General features: G+C 48.1%; 25 protein-coding genes and 1 pseudogene. 16 read left to right on the forward strand and 10 right to left on the reverse strand.

The genetic code is table 11. The features are described from left to right. From WBV75_RS04200 to WBV75_RS04230, 7 genes and pseudogenes are all read right to left on the reverse strand, one after another. Positions 1–347: pseudogene (locus tag WBV75_RS04200) on the reverse strand (hypothetical protein); the annotation flags it as partial. A 9-nt stretch (positions 348–356) separates the two neighbouring features. Further along, positions 357–1,226 (reverse strand): rhomboid family intramembrane serine protease, encoded by an 870-nt coding sequence (locus WBV75_RS04205; protein ID WP_424119400.1) that lies wholly within the window; start codon positions 1,224–1,226, stop codon positions 357–359. Beyond that, positions 1,227–1,973 carry a rhomboid family intramembrane serine protease gene (locus WBV75_RS04210; protein WP_424119401.1) on the reverse strand — a complete coding sequence of 249 codons (747 nt, stop codon included), beginning with the start codon at positions 1,971–1,973 and terminating at the stop codon, positions 1,227–1,229. Continuing rightward, the gene (gene mutL, locus WBV75_RS04215; RefSeq protein ID WP_424119402.1) at positions 1,974–3,824 is read right to left on the reverse strand and encodes a DNA mismatch repair endonuclease MutL; all 1,851 of its coding nucleotides are present in this window, start codon (positions 3,822–3,824) and stop codon (positions 1,974–1,976) included. Then, a complete protein-coding gene (locus WBV75_RS04220; protein ID WP_424119403.1) occupies positions 3,808–4,113 on the reverse strand; it encodes a riboflavin synthase subunit beta in 306 nt (101 codons plus the stop codon). Before WBV75_RS04220 ends, mutL begins: the two co-directional genes overlap by 17 nt. A 114-nt stretch (positions 4,114–4,227) precedes the next feature. Next, entirely contained in the window at positions 4,228–4,704 is a 477-nt protein-coding gene (gene ribH, locus WBV75_RS04225; RefSeq protein WP_424119404.1) for a 6,7-dimethyl-8-ribityllumazine synthase, read from the reverse strand. Next, positions 4,704–5,471, reverse strand: coding sequence for a tetratricopeptide repeat protein (locus WBV75_RS04230; RefSeq protein ID WP_424119405.1), 768 nt, complete (start codon positions 5,469–5,471; stop codon positions 4,704–4,706). The genes ribH and WBV75_RS04230 overlap by 1 nt, the downstream gene beginning before the upstream one ends. A 117-nt stretch (positions 5,472–5,588) precedes the next feature. Between WBV75_RS04230 and recF the strand changes: the two genes are divergently transcribed. The 3 genes from recF to WBV75_RS04245 all read left to right on the forward strand — a co-directional run bounded on the left by recF (position 5,589) and on the right by WBV75_RS04245 (position 7,378). After that, positions 5,589–6,668: a DNA replication/repair protein RecF gene (recF, locus tag WBV75_RS04235; protein ID WP_424119406.1), complete on the forward strand. Its 1,080-nt coding sequence runs from the start codon at positions 5,589–5,591 to the stop codon at positions 6,666–6,668. Positions 6,669–6,735: 67 nt separating this feature from the next. Continuing rightward, the gene (locus WBV75_RS04240) at positions 6,736–7,092 is read left to right on the forward strand and encodes a hypothetical protein (RefSeq protein WP_424119407.1); all 357 of its coding nucleotides are present in this window, start codon (positions 6,736–6,738) and stop codon (positions 7,090–7,092) included. Beyond that, positions 7,085–7,378: a DUF721 domain-containing protein gene (locus tag WBV75_RS04245; RefSeq protein WP_424119408.1), complete on the forward strand. Its 294-nt coding sequence runs from the start codon at positions 7,085–7,087 to the stop codon at positions 7,376–7,378. The genes WBV75_RS04240 and WBV75_RS04245 overlap by 8 nt, the downstream gene beginning before the upstream one ends. A gap of 53 nt (positions 7,379–7,431) precedes the next feature. On the opposite strand, the gene WBV75_RS04250 is transcribed toward WBV75_RS04245, so the two are convergent. Continuing rightward, positions 7,432–7,854, reverse strand: coding sequence for a nucleoside-diphosphate kinase (locus tag WBV75_RS04250; RefSeq protein WP_424119409.1), 423 nt, complete (start codon positions 7,852–7,854; stop codon positions 7,432–7,434). Positions 7,855–7,902: 48 nt separating this feature from the next. Further along, entirely contained in the window at positions 7,903–8,937 is a 1,035-nt protein-coding gene (locus WBV75_RS04255) for an alkaline phosphatase D family protein (protein ID WP_424119410.1), read from the reverse strand. 71 nt (positions 8,938–9,008) lie between these two features. On the opposite strand from WBV75_RS04255, the gene WBV75_RS04260 reads away from it, so the two are divergent. From WBV75_RS04260 to WBV75_RS04270, 3 genes are read left to right on the forward strand one after another with little or no spacing between them, the layout of a single operon-like run. Beyond that, the gene (locus WBV75_RS04260; RefSeq protein ID WP_424119411.1) at positions 9,009–10,025 is read left to right on the forward strand and encodes a DHH family phosphoesterase; all 1,017 of its coding nucleotides are present in this window, start codon (positions 9,009–9,011) and stop codon (positions 10,023–10,025) included. Then, positions 10,022–10,570, forward strand: coding sequence for a gliding motility-associated peptidyl-prolyl isomerase GldI (gene gldI / locus WBV75_RS04265; protein WP_424119412.1), 549 nt, complete (start codon positions 10,022–10,024; stop codon positions 10,568–10,570). The genes WBV75_RS04260 and gldI overlap by 4 nt, the downstream gene beginning before the upstream one ends. Positions 10,571–10,580: 10 nt before the next feature. Further along, the gene (locus WBV75_RS04270) at positions 10,581–11,675 is read left to right on the forward strand and encodes a peptidylprolyl isomerase (RefSeq protein ID WP_424119413.1); all 1,095 of its coding nucleotides are present in this window, start codon (positions 10,581–10,583) and stop codon (positions 11,673–11,675) included. A gap of 13 nt (positions 11,676–11,688) precedes the next feature. On the opposite strand, the gene WBV75_RS04275 is transcribed toward WBV75_RS04270, so the two are convergent. Continuing rightward, positions 11,689–13,152, reverse strand: a complete 1,464-nt coding sequence (locus WBV75_RS04275; RefSeq protein ID WP_424119414.1) for an aminoacyl-histidine dipeptidase — start codon at positions 13,150–13,152, stop codon at positions 11,689–11,691. A gap of 75 nt (positions 13,153–13,227) precedes the next feature. Here WBV75_RS04275 and WBV75_RS04280 point away from each other — a divergent pair, with 75 nt between their 5' ends. The 10 genes from WBV75_RS04280 (at position 13,228) to WBV75_RS04325 (ending at position 24,069) form a co-directional block, all read left to right on the forward strand. Next, positions 13,228–14,301, forward strand: a complete 1,074-nt coding sequence (locus WBV75_RS04280; protein ID WP_424119415.1) for a DUF3810 domain-containing protein — start codon at positions 13,228–13,230, stop codon at positions 14,299–14,301. 115 nt (positions 14,302–14,416) lie between these two features. Next, entirely contained in the window at positions 14,417–17,365 is a 2,949-nt protein-coding gene (locus WBV75_RS04285; protein ID WP_424119416.1) for an amidohydrolase family protein, read from the forward strand. Between the two features lie 23 nt (positions 17,366–17,388). After that, on the forward strand, positions 17,389–18,675 hold the full coding sequence (locus tag WBV75_RS04290; RefSeq protein ID WP_424119417.1) for an amidohydrolase family protein: 1,287 nt from the start codon (positions 17,389–17,391) through the stop codon (positions 18,673–18,675). Positions 18,676–18,733: 58 nt separating this feature from the next. Continuing rightward, positions 18,734–19,555, forward strand: coding sequence for a TrmH family RNA methyltransferase (locus WBV75_RS04295; protein WP_424119418.1), 822 nt, complete (start codon positions 18,734–18,736; stop codon positions 19,553–19,555). Between the two features lie 83 nt (positions 19,556–19,638). Further along, a complete protein-coding gene (locus WBV75_RS04300; protein ID WP_424119419.1) occupies positions 19,639–20,874 on the forward strand; it encodes a M48 family metallopeptidase in 1,236 nt (411 codons plus the stop codon). 39 nt (positions 20,875–20,913) lie between these two features. Next, on the forward strand, positions 20,914–21,456 hold the full coding sequence (locus WBV75_RS04305; protein WP_424119420.1) for a DUF5655 domain-containing protein: 543 nt from the start codon (positions 20,914–20,916) through the stop codon (positions 21,454–21,456). A 169-nt stretch (positions 21,457–21,625) separates the two neighbouring features. Next, complete coding sequence (locus WBV75_RS04310; RefSeq protein ID WP_424119421.1) at positions 21,626–22,378, forward strand: hypothetical protein; 753 nt, start codon at positions 21,626–21,628, stop codon at positions 22,376–22,378. A 96-nt stretch (positions 22,379–22,474) separates the two neighbouring features. Continuing rightward, the gene (locus WBV75_RS04315) at positions 22,475–23,032 is read left to right on the forward strand and encodes a hypothetical protein (protein WP_424119422.1); all 558 of its coding nucleotides are present in this window, start codon (positions 22,475–22,477) and stop codon (positions 23,030–23,032) included. Between the two features lie 68 nt (positions 23,033–23,100). Then, positions 23,101–23,589 carry a hypothetical protein gene (locus tag WBV75_RS04320; protein WP_424119423.1) on the forward strand — a complete coding sequence of 163 codons (489 nt, stop codon included), beginning with the start codon at positions 23,101–23,103 and terminating at the stop codon, positions 23,587–23,589. 138 nt (positions 23,590–23,727) lie between these two features. Next, positions 23,728–24,069: a hypothetical protein gene (locus tag WBV75_RS04325; protein ID WP_424119424.1), complete on the forward strand. Its 342-nt coding sequence runs from the start codon at positions 23,728–23,730 to the stop codon at positions 24,067–24,069. Positions 24,070–24,156 lie beyond the last annotated feature (87 nt).

The following is a 24,156-nucleotide window of genomic DNA, read 5'->3' on the forward strand; positions in this document are numbered from 1 at the left end:
TCATGATAGCCTCTGGCCTTAAAACCCCGGGTGTTATAGGTCATCAGGGTGAAGGACTCCTTCGGCGGGATTTCCTCATTTCTCGAAATAAAGCCGTAAAAACTACCAAAACTCAGAAAGGCAATCAGAAGAGCCAATAGGGGTAATAAAAAGTGCTTGGTACGCAGGAGCAGACATAGGATAAAATAAAGTAGATTGGCGAGAATCAACCAGGGTACCACAATGCTGATAGCGTCGAGGATGGGAAAAACGGGAAGGGGGAGGAAGTAATGGATGCATACCAAAACCAGTGAACCCGAAAGCACTATTCCGAAAAAACGAATACCCCGTTTCAGCCATTTGCGCATCACCGATACTTAGTCCTGGTCATTCCCTGCCTTGAAGAGGAAATCTTTTTCAGATTTGCTCAGGCTGTCATAGCCGGATTTACTGATTTTATCGAGGATGCCATCAATTTTACGCTGTCGGGTTTCGCGATCGTAATCGATGGGCCCGGCAGAACCTTTACGCTGTTTTCGATAAACCGTTTTCATCGGGGCTTTCTTCTTTTCAAACAACCCTCCCAACTGGTCAAGTAATTTCGAAAATCCCGCACCCAAATCTTTTCCCTCATGGGATTGGCGCGCATAGAAATACCCCAAAAGGGCACCGCCCAAATGCGCTATCCGCCCTCCTGGATTGTCCAGGGGGATCATCACCAAATCCAGTAGGACCAAAAAAGCGCCAATATACCAAAGCTTAATATTGAAGAAGAAAAGGCGTACCTCCTGTTGGGGGATATAGGTACACACGTAAATCAAGACAGCCATAACCCCTGCCGAAGCTCCGATCAGCGGGGACTGGCTGTTATAGAAAGCAGGAAAAATATTGTAGGCGAGCAAAAACAGTGCCCCTCCGGAAATCACCCCCAGAAAATACACATTGATAAACCGCCTTGAACCAAAATAATTAAAGAAAATCCGGGCGGCGTAATACAGCAGAAGCATGTTAAAGAAAATATGCCAGAAGGTTCCATGTAAAAAAGAGTAGGTGACTATCGACCAGGGCTGGGTGATAAAATCCAGGAATCCCTTGGGCAGTTCAAACCATCGCTCGAGCGCCCAGGGCTGCATTTGCAATAAAAAAGTAAGTAAACGCACGACCAGAAAGACCAATACGTTGACAACGATCAGCTTTTCGGCCATGTTCAGCCTGGCGAACTGATATTTTAAGTTTGTATTACTCATTTAAGAATCCCACCTGTTTTTATTGAATTGATTTCTTTTCCAGTACCACATCATCAGAAATCCAAATAACGCTCCGCCGATATGGGCAAAATGTGCAATACCATTCCCAAATATAGAATACCCTGTAACTCCTGAAAACAAATCGAGGCCGATCAAAACGGGGATAAAATATTTCGCTTTGATGGGGACCGGTAAAAATATCAAAAATAACTCGCTGTTTGGGAATAACATACCGAAAGCCACAAGGATTCCATAAATAGCCCCCGATGCCCCAACCGCAGGGGTCATAAAAGAGCTCAGCATATTTTCAACTTCGCCTCTGGGTGCCAGCTGCATCCAGGTCTCATTGTATTTTCCTTCGCGCAGCAGACTCATCACATCGGACTCAGGTACTCCCGCTGCTGCGAGTGCTTCCAACCCCTGACTGACGTGGTAATAATTGACCCCGGTATGTATCAGGGCAGCGCCCAGGCCCGCTGAAAAATAGAAAAACAGGAACTTCTTTGTACCCCACATGCGCTCCAAAGGCGATCCAAAAGCCCAAAGGGCGTACATATTAAAGACCAGGTGCATTAATCCCCCATGCATAAACATATGAGAGACAATTTGCCAGACCGAGAAATTTTCGTTCTGGGGATACCAGAGTGAGAACAACTGGTAAAACTGATCGCTATACAGGGCGGTCCCTATAAAAAATAAGCCATTGATAACCAGCAGATGCTTAATTCCATCAGTGATTCTTCCCATTTATTGTAGTTTTTTTTCGAGTTCACCCACCTCAAGGGTGGCGTGAATCTTTTTATTAAACGGACTGCGATCGGGTTCCTTACAGGCAAAAAGGTCATTTATCAAAGCCTGCCTTGACGCCGTATCCAATATCCGGCCCGGGCGAATTGAAAGTGCTCGGGACAGCAGGCGGGCCATGCGATCTGCATCGGAATACCCTTCAGCCCCAAGCTGTTGCCTCCAATTCGTAAGCAGCTCTTCCAAAATAGTTCCCACCTCAGCATCGGGGATCAACACCGGCAGGGCACTAATTGTAACCTCCCCTTCAGCCCCTTTCTCTATGGCAAAACCAAGAGCCTTCAACGAATCGTACATTTCGTTCAGCATTTCCAGCTCCGCAGGGTCAAAAGGGAGTTTCATCGGAAATAAGAGGGTTTGGGAAACCGGTTCTTTCAACGATATATTCTCCAGAAACTGTTCATAGAGTACTCTTTGATGCGCACGTTGCTGATCGATAAGTAAAAGTCCCGATTTTACACGGGTGAGAATATATTTCCGATCTACCTGAAAGGAAGTTATTTCTGTGAGGGAATCCAATGCATCCTCATCGAAAAGGGCCTCTGGCGGGGCGTCGGATTCTACAATCCAATGTGTTTTGGCTCCTTCCTGGTACTCTCCCTCGCCCAGCCCGTCATACAGGGCGGTCCAGGAATTCCCGGATCCTCTCGTATAATTTTTACGCAAGGCTGAAGGGGATCCTGCTTCCAGAAAAGGATTGAAATTGCGGTCTACTTCCACCTGCGGAACAGGGGCACTGCGATCTCTTAGGTTATAGGGTGTTTCCAGGTTCTGGTCGGCTTCAAAATCCAGTACCGGACGAATATTGAACTGACCCAGGCTGTGCTTTACCGCAGCGCGGAGAATCGCATACAGGCTTTGTTCATTTTCGAATTTGATCTCCGTTTTTGTCGGGTGGATATTGATATCTATGGAATCCGCGGGAACCTGAAGGAAGATAAAATATCCGGGGACGGTATCCGGACGCAACAGGCCCTCGTAGGCATTCATTACGGCATGGTGCAGGTACGGACTCTTAATATACCGGTTATTGACGAAGAAAAATTGATTGCCCCGGCTCTTTTTGGCAAATTCCGGTTTACAGATAAAGCCGTCTATTTTTACGACCTGTGTTTCCTCTTCAACAGGCACTAAACGGTCGTTCATCCGTTTCCCGAACAAATGTCCTATACGCCTCCGCAGATTTGATTCAGGAACATTGAAGAGTTCGGAGTCGTTGTGAAACAATTTAAAGGAAATCCCCGGATGTGCCAATGCCACGCGCTGGAATTCTTCGAGTACGTGGCGGTATTCAATCTTGGTGGACTTCAAAAAATTTCTTCTGGCCGGAACGTTGAAGAAAAGATTTTTGACCTGTATGGAAGTGCCACGGGGCACCACGGTTTCCGAAACGGACTCGAGGATTCCCCCGGCAATTTTAAGGTGGGTTCCCAGGTCATCATTTCCATTTCGGGTTTGCATTTCGAGATGCGCAATCGCCGCTATGGACGCCAGGGCTTCACCCCTGAAACCCATGGTGTGAATTTGAAAGAGATCAGCGGCCTGCCTGATTTTTGAAGTGGCATGCCTGAGGATGGATAGCTCGGCATCCTTTCGGTCCATACCGCTACCATTATCTACCACCTGGATTAAGGTCTTACCTCCTTCACGAACGATAAGCTGAATCTCTGAAGCTCCTGCATCTAGGGCGTTTTCAAGAAGTTCCTTGACCACTGAGGCCGGTCTCTGAACCACCTCTCCCGCTGCGATCTGATTTGCAACATGTTCCGGTAAAAGTTCAATCCTTTGGCCCATCAGCTGGAAAAAAAATAGATAAATCAAAATCGAGAATATACAACACGATCAGCAAGAGGATAAGGATTATAATCAACATTCTCCAACGGTGGTTGCTATCCCCTTCCCGCTTTAAATCGGACATCGCATTTTTAAACCGGTTTTTGAGGCCCCCGGGATGATCTACAGTAGAGCGGAAACGATCCAGTTTGTGACCTATTTTATAAGGGTTACCCTCACCTTTATCGTCATAATACCGCGGTTTATAACCGTATTTTTTGTTTTTACGAAGTTTTGAAAACCTTCCCATAGCCCCTTACCCAAAATTACTTAAAAACAATATGGAAGCCCGAACCTCGGTCCCAAAAATTGTTAACATCCCCAAAAGATGTGGGTTATTCTCTTAAGACGGGATCTGCATGGCTCAGAGTGCAGCCATCTGAAGTGCAGCAACTGCTGCTTCCGCCCCTTTATTGCCGTGACGACCCCCGCTGCGGTCTTTGGCCTGTTGCAGGGTATCATCGGTAAGTACACAGAAAATTACAGGCACTTCCAGTCGGAGGTTAAGCTCCATGATTCCCTGGGCCGTGGCACTGCAGACGAAATCAAAATGCGCTGTTTCCCCCCGGATTACACTGCCAATGGCAATAACGGCATCCGGCTTTTCCTCCCGGATCAGTTTACCGCATCCGTAGGCCAGTTCAAAACTCCCCGGAACATCCATCCGAAGAATTTGACCGCTGTCTACACCGCAATCTAAAAGGGTTTTATAAGCTCCCTGGTAAAGGGCTTCTGTAATCTCATCGTTCCATTTGGAGACCGCAATCCCAATCCGCATATTTCGGCCATCGGGTACCTCAGATTTATCGTAAGCGGAGAGATCTTTACCCGAGGTTGCCATTAATCAGTTGTTTTGGCCATTCCTATGAATGCATCCACCCCTGAACCCTGGGCAGATTGGGGATAGTCGTCTTTAATCCGTGTAAAGTATTGAAGCGCCCTTTCCTTTTGCCCGAGCTCCAGGGCTGTAATTCCAGCTTTCTGAAGGTAAAGGGGCGTGGTGAAGTCGTTCGTGTCTTCCGACAAAGCCTTTTCGTAAAACCGAAGGGCATCTTCGTTTTGTCCGAGCTGTACAAAAGCGTCTCCGATATTACCCATGCTTACGGGCCCTAACATGGCATCGTCCGTTTTGAACTCCTCCAGGAAAGAAATCGCCTCTTGATACTGATTCAGCTTCATATACGATATGCCCGCGGCATAACGGGCAATATTGGCTGATTTGGTACCCGAGTATTCGTCCATGATGTCCAAAAGCCCGAATTTTCCTTCTGCACCTTCAAGTGCCAGGGTATATAGCGAGTCTGCCTCTACTCCGCTTTGCTGAGCCTGGCTAAAATACTGAAGCGGGTAAAAAAGCTCATTGCTGGCACTTTCTTCACGTGGCTCCTGTATGAATTGCTGGTAACCCAGATATGCCAAAACGCCTACTGCGATCACTCCGATAATCCCTAAAATATAATTCTGATTCCTCGCCACCCACTGTTCTGTCTTGGAAGCGCTGGAATCCAGAGTACTGAATACCTCCGCGGTCGTGCTGTCCTGCACATTGAGTTCGTGCTCTTCCGCTTTGTTCTTCGGTTTATACCCCCGCTTTTTGTATGTGGCCATTTTTTGTAATATTGATCGCGCAAAAATAAAGGTTTTATCTAAAACAGAAGGGTAATTTATTCCTTATTTTTAGATAATTTGCGACAGCTTACTACTCTGAAACCCTCCTGAATCCGGATGCATTTAAACCGCTTATCCTTACTGAATTACAAGAATTTTGATACCCGTGAATTCGAGTTCGACGTCAAGATCAATTGTTTGATTGGCCCTAACGGGGTAGGAAAGACCAATGTGCTGGATTCCATCTACCACCTCGCCTTTGGCAAAAGTTATTTCAACCCGGTAACTACGCAGAATATCCGGCATGGAGCCGAGTTTTTCGTAATTGAAGGGGCCTTTGTAAAAGAGGGGCGGGAAGAAAATGTGGTTTGCAGTTTTAAAAAGGGTGGCAAAAAAGTGCTCAAGCGAAACGGGAAAGTCTACGACCGAATTTCAGATCATATCGGGCAGGTACCTCTGGTGATTATATCGCCCGCAGACCGGGATCTCATCCTGGAAGGCAGTGATGTGAGGCGGAAATTTATGGATGGTGTGATTTCCCAGTCCGATAAGGCATATCTGCAGGATGTATTGAACTATCACAAATTAGTCTCCCAGCGGAACGCCCTGCTAAAATATTTTGCCGCCAATCGCACATTCGACTCAGACAGCCTCGAAGTTTACAATGACCAGCTCCACACCCTGGGAATGCGTATACACGGGAAACGGCTGGCCTTTATGTCTGAATTTACACCTATTTTTATCGACCAGTACAAAGCGATTTCCGGGGGAGATGAACCCGTTCACCTGCGGTATCAGAGTCAACTGGAATCGGCGCCACTCTCGGATCTCCTCCATCAGAACCTGGATAAAGATCGCCTGCTGCAATACACCACCCAGGGGATCCACAAAGACGACCTGGGTATGGAGATCGAGGGGTATCCAATTAAGAAATTCGGAAGTCAGGGGCAGCAAAAGTCTTTTCTGATCGCCCTGAAATTTGCGCAGTTCCAGTTTATGAAATCACAGTTGTCTGGCATGCCCATCTTGCTTCTCGACGATATTTTTGATAAATTGGATGAAGACCGGGTGGCACACATTGTCAACCTGGTAAATCAGGACCTTTTTGGTCAGATTTTTATCAGTGACACCCATGGTGAGCGCACTGAAAAAACGGTCAGGCAAATCCATCAAACCTATGCACTTATCACCCTTTAGACACTTACTTTTCTTTTGGGGGATACTAGTCTTAAGCTCCTGTAACCCCTCTCTGAACGAGGAGGATTTGCAATACCTGCAGGGGTACTGGGAAATTCAGAAAGTGGCCTTTTCAGACGGTGCTGAAAAAACCTATACAGCCAATACCACCATCGATTTTTTCGACTGGAACGGAAGCAGTGGATACCGCAAAAAAGTACAACCCACCCTGGATGGGAAATACCTGACCTCGGATGATGCCCTGCCCATGGAAATCCTCTGGCGGGATAGCCGTCTTTTTCTGGGATTTAAAGGGAGAGATACACAGTGGGAGGAGGAAGTGCTCGAACTCGATAGTCTGAGCCTGACCACCCGGCACAGCAATGGATTGTTATATACCTATACCCGATACGAACCCTTTTCACTTAAAACAGCAGATGACTAAAAAGAAGGAGAATCAATCCCTGGATGAGGCCTTAAAAGCCTTTATCGAGGTAAATCATCTGGAAAAGGGATTAGATCAGATCCGCGTGCAGGAAGCGTGGTCCGGTGTTATGGGGCCCGGAGTTTCCAATTACACACTTAAGGTTCGCCTGGAAGGCAGCACGCTCATCGTTTATCTTAAATCCTCTGTCTTGCGGGAAGAATTGAGTCTGGGCGCCTCCCGTATCATAGAAATGATGAATGAGGAGTTGGGCAGGAAACTCATAGAAAAAGTCAGACTGCAATAAACGCAAAAACCCGGCGCACCGGCCGGGGTTTCTTTGATCTTTTTATCGGCAAACTAGGCGTAGACTTCCCTTCCCGAAAAGTGAAAACTCCCTTCAATGAAAGCGTTTTCATCACTGTCTGAACCGTGAACAGCATTCTCCCCGATATCCTTCGCAAAGAGTTTTCGAATGGTACCTTCAGCAGCCTCAGCAGGGTTCGTAGCCCCGATAAGTGCCCGGAAATCCTCCACTGCATTCTCCTTTTCAAGGATAGCGGAAACTATAGGTCCGCGGGTCATAAAAGTCACTAATTCCCCAAAAAAGGGACGATCTTTGTGAATTGCATAGAATTCCTCAGCATCCCGGCGACTCAGTTGTGTGTATTTCATCGCTACGATACGAAAACCTGCAGAAGTGATTTTTTCGAGAATCGCTCCGATATGGCCGTTTTCAACCGCATCTGGTTTAATCATGGTAAAAGTTCTGCTTCCTGCCATTTTAAAAATTTTCGGCGAAAATACGCTTTATCCCTGCAACCCACAAACTCAATAGTTTTGATTCAGCTCCAGGAGAACCTTATTCCCATCCCCGCGAATCTGAAAAGATGCCCGTCGATTCGCGAGGTCCAAAATGACCCAACCAAAACTCTCAACAGCGATGACCTCCCCTATCCGGAAGGGATTCGGCTCTCCCTTAAATGACCTGTATGCATGGGTCAGACCGCTGGAGGTAAAATCTACAAGGGGATACTTTAGGGGTCTGGAATCTGTTCTGGAGAATTCTGAAATATGCCGGTCCCCTGAAAACACGATCACACCCCGGGCCCCGGATTCGACAATAACCTTCTTAAGGCGGGTGACTTCATGGGGAAAGTTTCCCCAGGTTTCAAAACCGTGTTCCCCCGAAAGCACCTGGATGCTACTCACAAGAATATTGAAATCTGCCCGGGAGTTTTGGAGTTCTGATTCCAGCCAGGCCCACTGCACTTCTCCAAGGATTGTACCATCTGTCTGGGTATGCGGCACATACCTCCTGTTACCTGACGGATCTGGTTTTAATTCCGACCTGAAATACCGCGTATCCAAAACAAGAACTTTAACACTCCCCTTCCCTGTGGAATAATTATGGGCCGCGTAAACCCCTTTCCGCTGTCTTCTCGGGCTGGATTCGGGTACACCCAGAAAATCTAAAAACACCTGTTGGCTGGCCTTTCGTGCCGCAAACTCGGCCCCTCCGTCATTTAGACCGTAGTCGTGGTCGTCCCATGTACCAATTACAGGAGTCACAGCTTCAAGGGCTTTATATCCCGGAACTGCCTTCAATTCCGCGTAGTACTCCTGAAGTTCCTCCATATCGTCGGTATCAGCATAAACGTTATCCCCACCCCAAATCCAGAGATCGGGCTCAAGTGCAAAAATATCATCCCAAAGGAGGTTACCCCGTTCCGTATCATTGCAGGATCCGAATGCAATCTTTAGAACCTCACGCTCCGACGAGGTGGCCGGTGGGACCAAATCGGCCCCGGACTTACAGGAGCAAATAAACAGTACTGGAAACAATAGAGGAATAAGTCGTTTCAAAACCCGGCGTTTCTTTTCCTAAAGATATCATTTCTGATCGGGCTTTCATCTAATTTAATATCTTTGCCCGCATGAATTCTGACCTTGTCGGGCCATTAAAAGCATTGCTGAAAACGGGAAAAAGGATCGTTCTGGTCCCTCATAAAAATCCCGATGGAGATGCCATAGGCTCTTGTTTGGGACTACAGCGCTTTTTGGAGGCCCATAATCACTCAACCCACGTGATTTCCCCCAATGATTTTCCTGAGTTTCTGAAATGGATGCCGGGAGCGGAATCGGTGATCAATTTCGAAAAAAATCGGGGTAAGGCCGAAAAAATAATGGCATCCGCCGACCTGGTTTTCACCCTTGATTTTAATGCCCTGAATCGTACCGGGGCCATGGAGAAAGTCCTCGAGGAAACCACCTGCCCCTTTGTTATGGTAGATCACCACCAGAGCCCGCACGACTATGCGCAGGTTACTTATTCAGATGCACAGATGAGTTCTACCTGTGAAATGGTGTATCATTTAATTGACGGTTTGGGTGCTGCAGGGGAAATAGATACCCAAATAGCCACCTGCCTCTATACCGGGATCCTCACCGATACCGGATCATTCAAATACCAGGCGACTACGCCCACCACCATGAGGGTGGCAGCAGAATTGATGGAGCACGGGGCACCGCATACACAGATTCACCGGCACATCTACGATACCAACCGGGTGGAGCGGTTGCAACTCCTGGGTTGTGCCCTGCAGAATCTGGTCATCCTCAAACGGTATCGAACCGCCTATATAACCCTGACCCAGGAAGACCTGAACCGGCATAATTTTCAAAAAGGGGATACAGAAGGCTTTGTGAACTATGCCCTTTCGTTAAAAGATGTCGTTCTGGCGGCGATTTTTATAGAGAATAAGGAAGAGGGGATCATTAAGATTTCGCTTCGGTCCCAGGGAGATTTCTCGGTCAACGACCTGGCGCGCTCCCACTTTAACGGAGGAGGTCATATCAATGCAGCCGGGGGCCGCAGTGAGGAATCCCTCAAAGCCACGACCACCCGATTCGAGCGTTTACTCCCTTTATATGAAAAGCAATTATCCCGATGAGAAAGGTCTTTAGTCTTATTTTTGTGATGTTTGTGATAACCTCTTGCCAGGAACCCCAGCCCCGAAGACCTTTGGAGGTTCGAAGTGGGAGCTTTCTAAAGACATCCGCCGAGCGGAATAAACGCCTGTTGAAACAAGAAACCTCCCTAATGCAGGACCTCGCCCAAAAAGATAGCCTGCGAAAGTTTCAAAGTAGTGCGAGTGGCTTTCTATATGCCTATGAAAAAAGAAATTCCGAGGATGACCGGTTGGCGGCCCCCGGTGATCTCGTAACCCTGACATACAATATCCGTACCTGGAATGAAGACACTCTCTACCGACAGGAAGAAATCGGAGTCTTCAAATACCTGGTAGACAAAGAAGAACTCTTTCCAGGCATGCGATATAGCGTAAAACTCCTGAAGGAAGGAGAAGCTGCTACATTTCTGTATCCGTCGTCTCTCGGATATGGATACCACGGGGATGATGATCGCATCGGGCCCAATACGCCCTTAAAATGCACCCTCCAAATTTTTAAAATCGAATCGGAAACTCAAAGCGAATAATAATTGTGTTATGAAAAATATTGTTTTACTACTCTCGATCACCCTTACATTTCTGGGGTCATGCAAGTCCAATTACGCCGATCTCGGGGATGGCCTGTTTGTGGAATTACAGACGACCCAGGGGGATATGGTTATTAAACTGGAACAAGAAAAAACACCCTTAACCGTGGCCAACTTCGTGAGTTTGGCGGAAGGGACCAACCCTTACGTCAGCGATGCATATAAAGGGAAACCCTTTTATGATGGCCTGATCTTTCACCGGGTCATGCCCGATTTTATGATACAGGGGGGAGATCCTTTGGGAACAGGCTCAGGAAATCCCGGGTACCGCTTTAAGGACGAGTTTAACAAAGACCTGACCCACAATGGCAAAGGCGTATTTTCAATGGCGAATGGCGGGCCCAACACCAACGGCAGTCAGTTCTTTATCACCATAAAGGAGACTCCCTGGCTGGACGGGGTACACACCGTTTTCGGAAAGGTTGTTTTGGGAATGGATGTGATTGACTCCATTGCCGCAGTTCCCACGCAACCCGGGGATCGTCCGGTAGACTCGGTGATCATGAAAAAAGTCACCATTGTGCGAAATGGGAAAGTCGCCAAATCCTTTGACGCTGTAGAGGTGATGTCGGCCTACTTCGCGGAAGAAGAAGCCCTTCAGGAAAAAATAAAAGCCTTTGGAGCCACCCTTGTCAGTCAAAAATCTTCTGCAACGACCCTGCCCTCAGGGCTTCAGTACATCGTTCTCAAAGAGGGGGACGGGCCCAAACCCTCAATCGGTGAGAGCGTTTCTGTCCATTACGCCGGGTGGTTGGAGAATGGCACACTGATCGATACAAGTGTGGATTCCATTGCGAAAGCAGCGGGTCGGTACGATGAATTGCTAGCCCGCCACCGGGGGGATTTTCGACCCCTGCCCATAGCCCTGAGTCCCGATATGCCAATGTTTGCCGGATTTAAGGAAGCGCTGCTCGAAATGAAGGCCGGTGATAAATGGCGCATTTTCGTGCCGCCATATCTGGGTTACGGCAGTCAGGGAAGTGGCCCGATTCCACCTAATTCGAATCTGGTCTTCGACCTGGAAATGCTGCCCGCCCCCGAGTGATCCCTGGTGATTCTCAATCTTTGTGTGGAATGTGCTTCAATACATCCTGGAGCAAGGTCCAGAATTTACGCGTAGAAGAAACAGAGGCCCGCTCATCGGGAGAATGGGCGCCAAGTATGGTCGGTCCAAAACTCACCATGTCGATATCGGGATAGTGATTCTTTAAAATCCCGCATTCCAGACCGCCATGCCCTGCAAGTATCTGTGGTGCTTCCCCAAATAACTCGGTATACCTTTTGGTGACTACCGCTAAAATAGGGGATGAAGTATCAGGGAGCCAACCGGGATAATCGCCATCGGTGGTTACCTGGTAACCTGCCGGTAAAAAAGAAGCTTTCAGTTTTCGCACCAGGTCGGCCTTGGCCGATTCTCTGGAGGAACGGGTCAGGGAGCCCACCTCTATGTTGCCCTCCCCTACCTGAACCCGTGCCACATTATTGGAAGTTTCAACGAGCGTCGGAAATTCAGAACTCATGGCATACACCCCGTTAAACAAACTATACAGGCAGTAGAGAAATCCTTTTGTAGTCTCGGGATCCATCGTTTTTTCCGGTCGGTCCGCGGGTTCTGCTGAAATACGCAGATCGGGTTCTTTCTCGCGGTACTCTTCAAGGATAGCCTTTTTTTCGCCCTCAAGGGCACGAAGTACTGTATCCCAGTTCCCAGCGGGAACCAACAAAAGCGCATGGGCCTCCCTCGGTATGGCGTTTCTGAGGCTACCCCCATTCATGGCTGACAGAGAAACAGGTGCAGCTTCGCCGCACACCAGCAGAAGGCGCCCAAGAAGCAAATTTGCATTCCCGAGGCCTTTGTGTATATCCATCCCACTATGCCCCCCTTGCAGGCCATTGATCCGGATAGAAAGCCCCTTGGCTTCCCCTTCAGCAGCTACAGGAGTATAGGTACCCCGTGCGGTAACGTCCACACCCCCGGCACATCCCACGCAAAGGGTGTCATCTTCTTCAGTATCCAGGTTTAAAAGGATACTTCCAGTTAAAAGATCATTGGACAGTCCCTTGGCCCCGGTCATCCCTGTTTCCTCATCAATCGTAAATAGCGCTTCTAAGGCCGGATGCGGGATCTCATGGGAGGCCAGAATCCCCATAATGGCGGCCACACCCAGGCCGTTATCTGCCCCCAGGGTGGTTCCTTTGGCCCGTACCCAATCTCCATCGAGAAACATCTCAATGCCCTGAGACTCAAAATCAAATACAGTGGCGTTGTTTTTCTGATGGACCATATCCAGATGGGCCTGCAGCACCACCCTTTTTCGGTTTTCCATGCCGGGAGTGGCGGGTTTACGAATGACGATATTCCCCACAGCATCTTTTAGGGTCTCCAACCCCAGGGAATTGCCGAAGTCCATCATAAAAGCCATGACCCGTTCTTCTTTTTTGGAAGGTCGGGGGACGGCATTGAGGTCTGAAAAGTGTTTCCAGATTGTACCAGGATCAATATTCGCGATGACATCAGACATGTGAAAAGCATTTAGAGCTTCTCAAAAATAACTATTCCGGGCAAGGCCGGCAGGATTATTCTCTATTTTTACGGCATGCGATCCCATTTGAAGACCGGTATTATCCTTTCGTTTCCACTTCAGCTCTTAGCGGTAAACTGGATGGCGGGCCATCCGCTGTGGGTAGAGAAATACTACAGTACGGGGTTGTATCCGCTGATCTCCGCTTTTTTCAGGAGACTATACGGGTGGGTTCCCTTCTCTGTGGGAGACCTCATTTATTTTTTCCTCATTGTTTTATCTATAGGTTACCTGATCCGAAAGCGGCATTGGATCCGACACCATCCCTGGACCTTTTTCCGCGATTGCCTGCTGGCCATTTCCATCCTTCATTTCACGTTTTACCTCGTTTGGGGAAGTAACTACTTCCGACAACCTTTGGCGCAAACCCTGGGCTACCAGGTAAAGTATACCACTGCTGAGCTGATAGGACTTACCGGGCGACTCGCGGAGCAAACCAACACCCTGCAACAAGAGCTTACAGGGGATAGCCTGCAGGCGGTTGAATTTCCCAATACCCGTGATCTGAATCTCCAAAAAACGCTTGTCGGATACCAGGAGTTGGCCAAAGACTTCCCGGGATTATCCTACGCCCCCCCCAGTTTGAAACCTTCCCTTTTCAGTACCCTGCTTTCCTATATGGGCTACGGGGGCTATCTGAATCCTTTCACAGGGGAAGCCCAGGTAAACCATAAGCTCCCGGTTTTCCGGCATTCCGTGGTTTGCGGACATGAGGTGGGTCACCAGTTGGGTTATTCCGCTGAGAACGAGACTAATTTTATCGGGTATTTGGTTACCCTGCGCAATCCGGATAAATACTTCCGGTATTCTGCATCGGCCTACGGCCTGAGTTATTGCCTTTCGGAAATCCGGAGAAGGGACAAAGGGGAATATGAAAAACTTCTGAAGGAAATAAATCCGGGCGTCCGGGCCAACTACAGGGAACTGACGATTTTCTGGAAAGGTTTTGAAAATCCCATGGAACCTGTTTTTAAATCCATCTTTAACCGATACCTGGAAATCAACAAACAAAAGGATGGTATCCGTTCTTATAATCGGGTGGTGGCCCTCATTGTAGGGTATCACAGAATTTATCCCGTAACTCCATAATGGCCTTCACATGTCGGAAATGCATGTAAAACCTTCGGGGGGTGCCCCGATTTTGGTATATTGGACCTTCAAACTACTCAAAATTTTTACTTCTCATTCTAATTGCAATTCGTTTATGAAATGGAAACTTATACTCCTCGCCATATTATGCCTGGGATATTCCGGGAATGCTCAAAAGTACTTTCCGAAAAACGATGGGGTCAAGGCCAGTAATACCAACTACACAGCGCTCACGAACGCCCGAATATATGTGAGTCCCACCCATGTGATTGAAAAAGGAACACTTCTCTTTTACGAGGGAAGGGTCGTGGGGGTTGGGAAGCGCGTCGATGTCCCGTCCAACAGCCAGATTATTGATTTAGAAGGCAAATCCGTTTATCCTTCCTTTATTGATGTTTTCTCTTCCTTCGGAGTGGAACAAGCCAAACGAAATCCCTCCGGAGGGCGCACCGCCCAATATGAACCCAGCCGGGAAGGCTTCTACTGGAATGATCACATCATGCCTGAAAAAACAGCCATCTCCCATTATAAATTTGACGGGAAAAGCGCGAAAGACCTCCGCGCCCTGGGCTTTGGGGTGGTAAACAGCCACGTTCAGGACGGAATCGTGCGGGGTACGGGAGTACTACTCGCCTTAAATGAGGAGGGTAACGATTCAGAACGTGTTCTGGAAGACACCTCGGGACAATACCTCTCTTTTGACCGCAGTATTGCCAAGGCCCAGTCTTACCCCACCTCCCTAATGGGTTCGATGGCCTTGTTGCGGCAGATGTACCACGATGCAGAGTGGTACAACGGAGGGAATGTAAACACCACTGACCGCTCCCTTGAAGCCCTAATCCGAAACAGGGACCAGGTTCAGTTTTTTGCGGCAGGAGATAACGGTCATGTGCTCAGAGCCGATGGAATTGGAGATAAATTTGGAATTCAGTACGTGATTCTGGCCGGGGGTCAGGAATACGAAAACATCGGGGATATCAAAGCCACAATGGCGCCCCTGGTTGTTCCCCTGAATTTTCCGGAAGCCTTTGATGTTTCAAACCCGTATCAGGCCAATTATGTGAGCCTTGAAGACATGCGGCACTGGAATCACGCTCCTTCGAATCCCGGGGTCCTCGAAAAGAATGGTATCTCTTTCGCCTTTACCCTGGAGGGGTTAAAAAACACAAAAGACCTTCACAAAAACATACGAAGGGCCATGGAATACGGGCTTTCGGAAACCCGTGCGCTTGAAGCATTAACCGCTGAGCCCGCCCGATTATTGGGAAAATCCGGGGAAATTGGAACGCTGGACCTCGGTAGATATGCCAATTTTCTAATCACCTCAGGCCCGATCTTCGAGGAGGAAACGACCTTGTATGAAAATTGGGTGATGGGCAAACGCCACATATTGGCGGATATGAACCAAAAAGATATTCGTGGGGACTACGCCCTGTCAGCAGGGGGAAAAGATTTTGCCCTCTCCGTCACAGGAACCCCTGCCAGCCCCAAACTCGAAGTAAAAAAAGGTGAAGAAGTCCTTAAGTCTAAACTAAAATATGAGAATGACTGGGTCTTCGCCTCATTTTCCGATGGGAGTGATTCGTACAGAACCACAGCTTTGGTGGATGCGTCCTCCGAAAATCTAAGTGGAAAAATGGTCTTACCCGACGGGAGGGAAACACGCTTTACCGCCCGGAAGACGGGTGATTTTAAAGCCGACACTAAAAAATCCGATTCCAAAAAGAGTGTTCCACAGCTGCTTCCCTTAAGCTACCCCAATGTGGGATATGGATACCTGAAGCTCCCGGAGCAGGAGGATATCTTCTTTAAAAATGCCACCGTATGGACGGGAGAGGCTGAGGGAACGCTACTCAATACAGATGTGCTTATCAAAAAAGGAAAGATCACCAAAATCGGCAGTAATCTCTCTGCAGGCGGAGCTCGGGTGGTAGACGCCACCGGGAAGCACCTGACCGCAGGTATTATCGACGAGCACACCCATATTGCCGGCCTGGCCATTAATGAAGCTGGTCATAACTCTTCGGCAGAAGTTAAAATGACCGATGTGCTGGATCCGGAGGATATCAATATCTATCGAAATCTCGGCGGGGGGGTAACCTCAGCCCAACTGCTTCACGGGTCGGCCAACCCTATCGGTGGGCGCTCGGCCATTTTTAAACTCAAGTGGGGCCGAAGTGCCTCTGAGATGATGTATACCGACATGCCCAAGTTTATCAAATTTGCCCTTGGGGAAAATGTAAAACAATCCAACTGGCAGAGTTTTGACCGATTCCCCCAGACCCGAATGGGTGTGGAACAGGTTTTCGAAAACTATTTCCAGCGCGCTAAGGAATACCAGGCCGTAAAAGATTCCGGCGAACCTTACAGGTACGATGAGGAGCTGGAAGTACTCGCTGAAATTCTCCGGGGTGAAAGGCATATCAGTTGCCACTCCTACGTGCAAAGTGAAATCAATATGTTGATGAAACTGGCCGATCGGATGGACTTTAAAGTAAACACCTTTACCCATATCCTAGAGGGATACAAAGTGGCCGATAAAATGGCGGAACACGGGGTCGGCGGCTCGACCTTCAGCGATTGGTGGGCCTATAAGTACGAGGTCAAGGATGCCATTCCATACAATGCTGCGATCATGCACAGCCAGGGGGTTACAGTGGCGATTAACAGCGACGACAGTGAAATGTCCCGCCGGCTGAATCAGGAGGCCGGCAAAACCGTAAAATACGGGGGGCTTTCCGAAGAAGAAGCCTGGAAAACTGTGACCCTGAACCCCGCCAAATTACTCCATATTGATGACAGGGTTGGTAGTATAAAAGTAGGGAAGGATGCAGACCTTGTACTTTGGTCAGACCATCCGCTCTCCGTGTATGCGGTTGCTGAAACGACGTATATTGAAGGGGTTCCTTATTTTGATCGCACCGAGGATACCAGGCTTCAACAGCGAATGACTGAAGAGCGCAGCAAGCTCACGGAAATGATGCTGGATGAAAAAGCCGGAGGGGCGGCCGTCCGGCCCCCAAGACAAAAACAGAAAAGAACCTTCAACTGTGACAGTCTTTAAAATCCAATACTAAAATGAATCCTATGAAATCATATATAGCCAGTACACTCATTCTCCTCCTTTGCCTCACAACGGGATGGGGACAGCAGACGCCTGCAGTGGCTCAGAGTGAAACCATAAGTATAACAGGAGCCACATTGCACCTGGGCAACGGTGAAATTGTGGAAAACGGAACCGTGACTTTTACCGACGGCACCATTACCGCAATGGGCGCGGGCCTTCAGGGTAGTGGACGGATTATCGACGCCACCGGAAAACACGTCTATCCCGGTTTTATTGCCCCGGGGAAATCCCTGGGCCTAATAGAAATCAATGCCGTACGGGCCAGTGACGACGAGGATGAAATCGGATCCCTCATCCCGCATGTGCGCAGTATTATTGCATACAATGCAGAATCCCAGGTAGTAGAGAGTATGAGACCTAACGGTGTCCTCCTTGGGCAGATCGCGCCTCAGGGCGGACGGATTTCTGGTACATCCTCAATTGTGCAATTCGATGCCTGGAACTGGGAGGATGCGATTGTAAAAGAGGACGATGGGATTCACCTGCACTGGCCGGGATCTTTCCGAAGAGGACGCTGGTGGATGGGAGAACCCCGTGGATACCAACCCAATAAGGACTACGAAACCCAAACGGAGGAAGTGCTCAATTTTATCAAGAGCTCAAAAGTGTACAGCGCAGGGAAATCCAAGGAAGTCAATCCGGCCTTCAGGGCCATGCAGGGTCTTTTTACCGGGGCACAAACCCTGTACCTGTACGCCGATGGGGAACGGGAAATCATAGATGGTGTGAGTCGGCTAAAAGCTGCCGGCATTCAAAAGGTAGTCCTGGTAGGGGGCTATGAGGCCTATAAGATCACAGATTTTCTGAAGTCACATGAGATTCCAGTTCTGGTTAATTTTACCCACAATCTACCCAATCTAAATGATGATGCCTATGATCTGCCCTACCGCCTCCCGAAATTACTGGATGAAGCAGGTCTGTTAGTCGGGATTCAAAATGCAGATGCGGAAAATTTTCAAACGCGCAACCTCCCCTTTTATGCCGGACAGGTTGTCGGACAGGGGTTGGACAAGGAAAAAGCCCTGGCCATGATCACTGGAAACACAGCCCGCATCCTGGGCATTGATGATCGCTACGGAACACTGGCGAATGGGAAAAGTGCTACTTTGTTTATTTCAGAAGGCGACGCCCTGGATATGCGGGGCAATCAATTGACCCATGCCTTTATCGATGGGCGGGAACTCTCTTTGGAAACCCATCAAACGGAACTCTGGAAACGTTACATGGGCAAATTTGCCAGGGAGTAATCCCTAACATACGTATCTTTAACAACGGAAGGGTTCTAAAGGATCGTTCCGTTTTTTTATGACTACGCCAGGCATGAAGTTTATCAGCAGCATACAAAACCCCGAGGTCCGTCAATTAGAGCACTGGAATCGGAAATCACGCAACCGGCGCAGGGATAACATGTTTGTGCTAGAAGGCCTGAGAGAACTCCGCCTGGCCCTCAGTGGAAGGTATCGGCCCGAAAAATTCTATTTCTGTCCGGAAATTATCGATGAAGCTGCACTCCGGACCATCCCGGAACTGGAGCAATGTCCGGGGGTTGCTCTAAGCCCTGAGGTATATCGCCATTTGGCCTACAGGGGAAAAACTGAAGGAATTATCGCCCTGATGCACAGTCGGGATCACAGCCTGCAAAACCTCAGCTGGAAAAGAAAAAACCCCCTGGTACTGGTAGCCGAAGCCCCGGAAAAGCCCGGAAATATTGGTGCTCTTTTACGTACGGCAGATGCCGCCGGACTGGATGCCGTCCTGATCGCCGATCTGCAAGGGGACCTCTACAATCCAAACATTATCCGTTCAAGTATCGGATGCCTGTTCACTGTTCCTGTGGCTTCTGGGAGTAGCCGAGAAATCTTAGGTTTCCTCAAAGATTCCAATTTTCAGGTTTTAGGCGCTGCGCTGGGTGGGGCGGTTCGCTATGACACAGCAGATTTCGAAAGGGCCACAGCCATAGTCGTGGGAACAGAGGCCACCGGCCTGACCTCGATTTGGAAAGAAGGGGCTGACCTGCTTGTAGAAATCCCAATGGCCGGAAGTATCGATTCAATGAATGTTTCCGTAGCCGCAGCCATTTTAATTTATGAGGGCCTCAGGCAACGGGGTTTTTCTTCAAAAGCCTGAAGTATTTTCAAGGTCCGTTGGTCTAATTTATTAGAAAGAAACAGATTATTATTCCTATTTTTCATCGGTTTAAACCTAGTGGAATGGCGTCAGAAACCCTTTTTTATATTATCGTTGGAATCCTGGTGGTTGACTATATAATCGAAACAGTCCTGGATGTTCTCAATGCCCGGAAATTTTCAGATCCTGTACCCGAAGAACTCCGGGATCTCTATGACGCTGAAGCATATTTGAAATCCCAGCAGTACAAACAGACCAATTATAAATTCGGGCTACTGTCCTCAGGGCTTTCCCTCGCGGTTACCCTGGCCTTTTTATGTTTCGGAGGTTTTGGATGGCTCGACGATTTTGTGCGTACCATGAGTTCCAACCCCATCCCCCAGGCCCTCCTTTTCTTTGGTTTTCTCTTTATTGGGAGTGACCTTTTATCCACCCCCCTGGGTTATTACAAAACTTTTGTAATTGAAGAGAAATTCGGTTTTAATAAAAGTACTCCCACCCTGTTTTTTATGGATAAAATTAAAGGATGGGGGCTCGCCATGGTTTTTGGTGGAGGGGTGCTCGCCCTGATTATGTGGTTCTATCAAAGTGCCGGGGTCGATTTCTGGCTCTACGCCTGGGGCCTTATCGCGACATTCGCCGTTGTGATGAATCTCTTTTATTCCCGACTGATTGTACCCCTGTTCAATAAACAGACCCCACTGGAAGCCGGTGCCCTGAAATCGCAAATTGAAAAATATGCCCGTGGGGTGGGTTTCGAACTCAAAAATATTTTTGTCATCGACGGCTCCAAAAGGTCGACCAAGGCGAATGCCTATTTCTCGGGTTTTGGACGGGAAAAAAGGGTGACCCTGTACGATACGCTTATCGAGGATTTAGAGGAAGAGGAAATCGTGGCTGTTCTCGCCCACGAAGTCGGGCACTATAAAAAGCACCATATTATTTTTAACCTGGGCGCCTCCCTCCTGCTTACGGGACTGACCTTATTTGTATTATCGCTCTTTATAAACAATCCACAAATCGCTCTGGCCATTGGGGTAAAAGTGCCCAGCTTTCACGCTTCCCTCCTGAGTTTTGGATTGCTGTACAGCCCGATTAGCGCACTCACCGGGCTCGTAGTGAATTATCTCTCTCGGAAATTTGAATTTCAGGCGGATCATTACGCTCGCGAGACTTATGCGGCTGAACCGCTGATCGATTCCCTTAAAAAGTTATCCCGGAAAAACCTGAGCAACCTTACCCCTCATTGGGCGTACGTCTTCTTTCATTATTCACACCCTCCCCTGGCATCGCGAATTCAAGCCTTGCAAAAATGCTGAAATAACACTATTTTAAAAGAGGCAAAAACCTTCCTGGCTATGGATACCCAATTAAAAACGATGATCGAAAACATGCCCGAAAAAACGGGTAAGTCCCTTGAAGCATGGAAGGAAATTCTCCGCGGGAAGTCCTTTTCCAAACATACAGAAGCAGTTAATTTTCTAAAGAAACAACACGGAGTCACCCATGGTTTCGCCAATACTATTGTCACACTTTCCAGGGATTCGGGAACCTCGGAGGAGGATCTTCTAAAATCCCAGTACAAAGGGAAAGAATCCCTGAAGCCCATTTACGAAAAAATCCTTGAGGTAGTTCAAACCTTCGGGCCAGAGGTCAAGGTAGTTCCCAAGAAAACAACGGTAAGCCTGGTGCGTAAAAAGCAATTTGCCCTGATCAAACCGGCTACCAAAACCCGGATCGACCTCGGCTTGAAACTCCGTGAGAAGGCCCCTGAAGGAAGACTTGAGAATTCAGGCCCGTTTGGCACCATGTGTACGCACCGCGTCCGGTTGTCAGAGGTCTCAGAGGTTGACCCTGAACTCATTACCTGGCTTACTGCCGCGTATGAAGAAGCCGGGTAATCGACTTATTTTTATTTTGGGAGAAACATATTTTCACGCTCCCCGGGGGATAGAATCTTTCCCTCGTCAGGACACACTTTTCAGGTATCCGACAAGAAAATTTAATATAAATATCGTATCTTCCCTCCTGATTTTTTTTAAAACGAAAAACCCACTAAAATAATTTTAAATGAAGACTTTTTTTAAAGCCAACCCAATCCTTACTATTCTTGTAGGATTCCTGCTTTTAGGTATTCCCGGGCAGGGACTCCAGGCACAGGAAATCCGTGTAGAACGTGTGCAATTCCCTCCCGGGGCGAGTACAGCGGCTATCGAGGGGGCGATCTCCGGCCGTGAAACCGTAGATTACCTTTTAAACGTGCGCAAAGGCCAGTATATGAACGTCAGTTTGGCCTCCTCAAACGGGGGTGTTTATTTCAACATTATGGAGCCGGATGCCCAATATGAGGCCATTCATATTGGTTCCACCGCCGGAAATCAATTTGAAGGCGTCACGGCCAAAAGCGGGGATTATCGCGTTCGGGTCTACCGGATGAAAGGTTCCGGTAGTTCTGCAGCAAATTATATGTTGGAAATGATCGTCAGCGGTTCAGGACAACAATCTACCTCCGGTGATACAGTAGTAAGCGGAACGGATTATAATGCTACAGGTATGGTCCCTTGCAGTATGGGAAATGGCCAACCCACGGGGAACTGTAAATACGGCGTTATAAGACAGGGGAATGGAAGTGGCATGGTCACTATTACAAAATCCGACGGGCGGACCCGGACTATTTATTTTGAGAATGGGAAGGCAACCGGTTATGACGAAAGCCAGGCAGACAGGGCTTCATTCAGGGCGAGCAAGGAATATGATTTATACATTGTACATATTGGTGATGAACGTTATGAAATTCCAGACGCCGTCATTAATGGAGGATAATCCAATTCGCTATTTTCTGCGTATATGTTAAAGAATTCGGACCTAACGGGCTTTCGTTAGTGCAAACAAAATTTTAACCATTAAACTAAAAAGAATATGAAAATGAGTATCAAGTATTTCACACCCCTGGTAGCCCTATTGTTGGCTGTTTCATTGAACTCCTGCAAACAGGAGACGAAAGATAAGCTAAAAGATGCTGAAGAAGCTGTTGTGGAAGAGACCAAACAAGCGGCTGAAAAGGTAGGAGAAGCTGCCGAAAGTGCTGGAGATGCAGTTAAAGAAGCTGCGGGGGATGTGGCAGATGCCGTTGAAGATGGTATCGAAAAAGTACGGGTAAAATTTGAGGCTGGTACCTCAAGTAAAACTGTCGAAAGCAGTATCACCGGCCGTGAAACTGTCGATTACTTGTTGAATGTAAAGAAGGGTCAGCCCATGAATATCAGTATGGCCACACAGAACACTTCTGCCTATTTCAATATCATGGAACCCGGGGAGCAAAACGAGGCGATCTACAACGGCTCTATCAATGGGAATCAGTTCGAGGGTACGGCTGCCGAAAGCGGGGATTACACAATCCGGGTTTATATGATGCGCAGTGCGGCGCGCCGGGGTGAAAAGGCAGATTACCGCCTGGAAATGATCGTTGGGAATTAATTAAGTGCGATGTACTACCTGAAATCTATAACTGAATAAAATATTTAACCTTAATTCCAAATTGGATTATGAAGCGAATTGTAAAGAGTATATCACTCCTGCTGGTTCTCGGATTTTTAGTGACCCTGAACTCGTGCAAACAGGAAACCAAAGACAAAGTGGAGGCGGCCGGAGAAGCCGTTGTGGAGGAAACCCAGGCGGCTGCTGAAAATGCAGGGGAAGCTGTAACGGAGGCCGCTGAGGACGTAAAAGATGCTCTGGTAGCGGGAACCAACTACAATGCTACCGGAAAAGTGCCCTGTCAACTGAGTGGTGCCCCCACAGGTAATTGTGACTTTGGCGTGGTACGGGAAGGCAACGGCAAGGGCTATGTGACCATAACGAAGCCCGATGGGAGCAAGCGCACCATTTTCTTTGAAAAAGGGAAGGCCACCGGTTATGACTCCAGCCAGGCAGATAACCAGGAATTCAAAGCTGCCAGGGAAAGCGATATGTATATCATCCATATCGGGGAAGAGCGGTATGAAATTCCCGACGCTGTAATTATGGGGGGATAACCCAGTTTTTAGACTAAATTTAGTAAGAGTCCAAATCCAAAATCATTTATAATGAACAAACATAAAACAAATTCAGGCAGTGCGACTCTGTCTTCAATCGCATTATTTTTTTCTTTCTTACTGTTTTCATGCGGATCAATGTCATCAGGGAATTCCGGATCCGCAGGAGGCGATGCCATGGTAAGTGGTACTGATTACAACGCAACAGGTATGGTCCCATGCAGTATGGGGAGTGGCCAGCCCACTACTAACTGTAATTTCGGGGTCAAGAGGGAAGGAAATGGTAGCGGCATGGTCACTATTACAAAATCGGACGGGCGAACGCGAACGATCTATTTTGAGAATGGCAGGGCCACCGGGTATGATCAGAGTCAGGCAGACAGAGGTGCTTTCAGGGCTAGCAAAGAATCCGACCTCTACATTATCCGAATCGGGGATGAGCGGTATGAAATACCAGAAGCTGTCATTAACGGTGGATAATTCGATTTAAAATTACTTCGCCCCTGTTAGCTAACAGGGGCGATTTTTTTTACGATACTTTTCAAAAATTACGGGTCAGGTTATAAG

The sequence above is a fragment of the Robiginitalea sp. genome (assembly GCF_049588695.1).
GTDB lineage: Bacteria > Bacteroidota > Bacteroidia > Flavobacteriales > Flavobacteriaceae > Robiginitalea.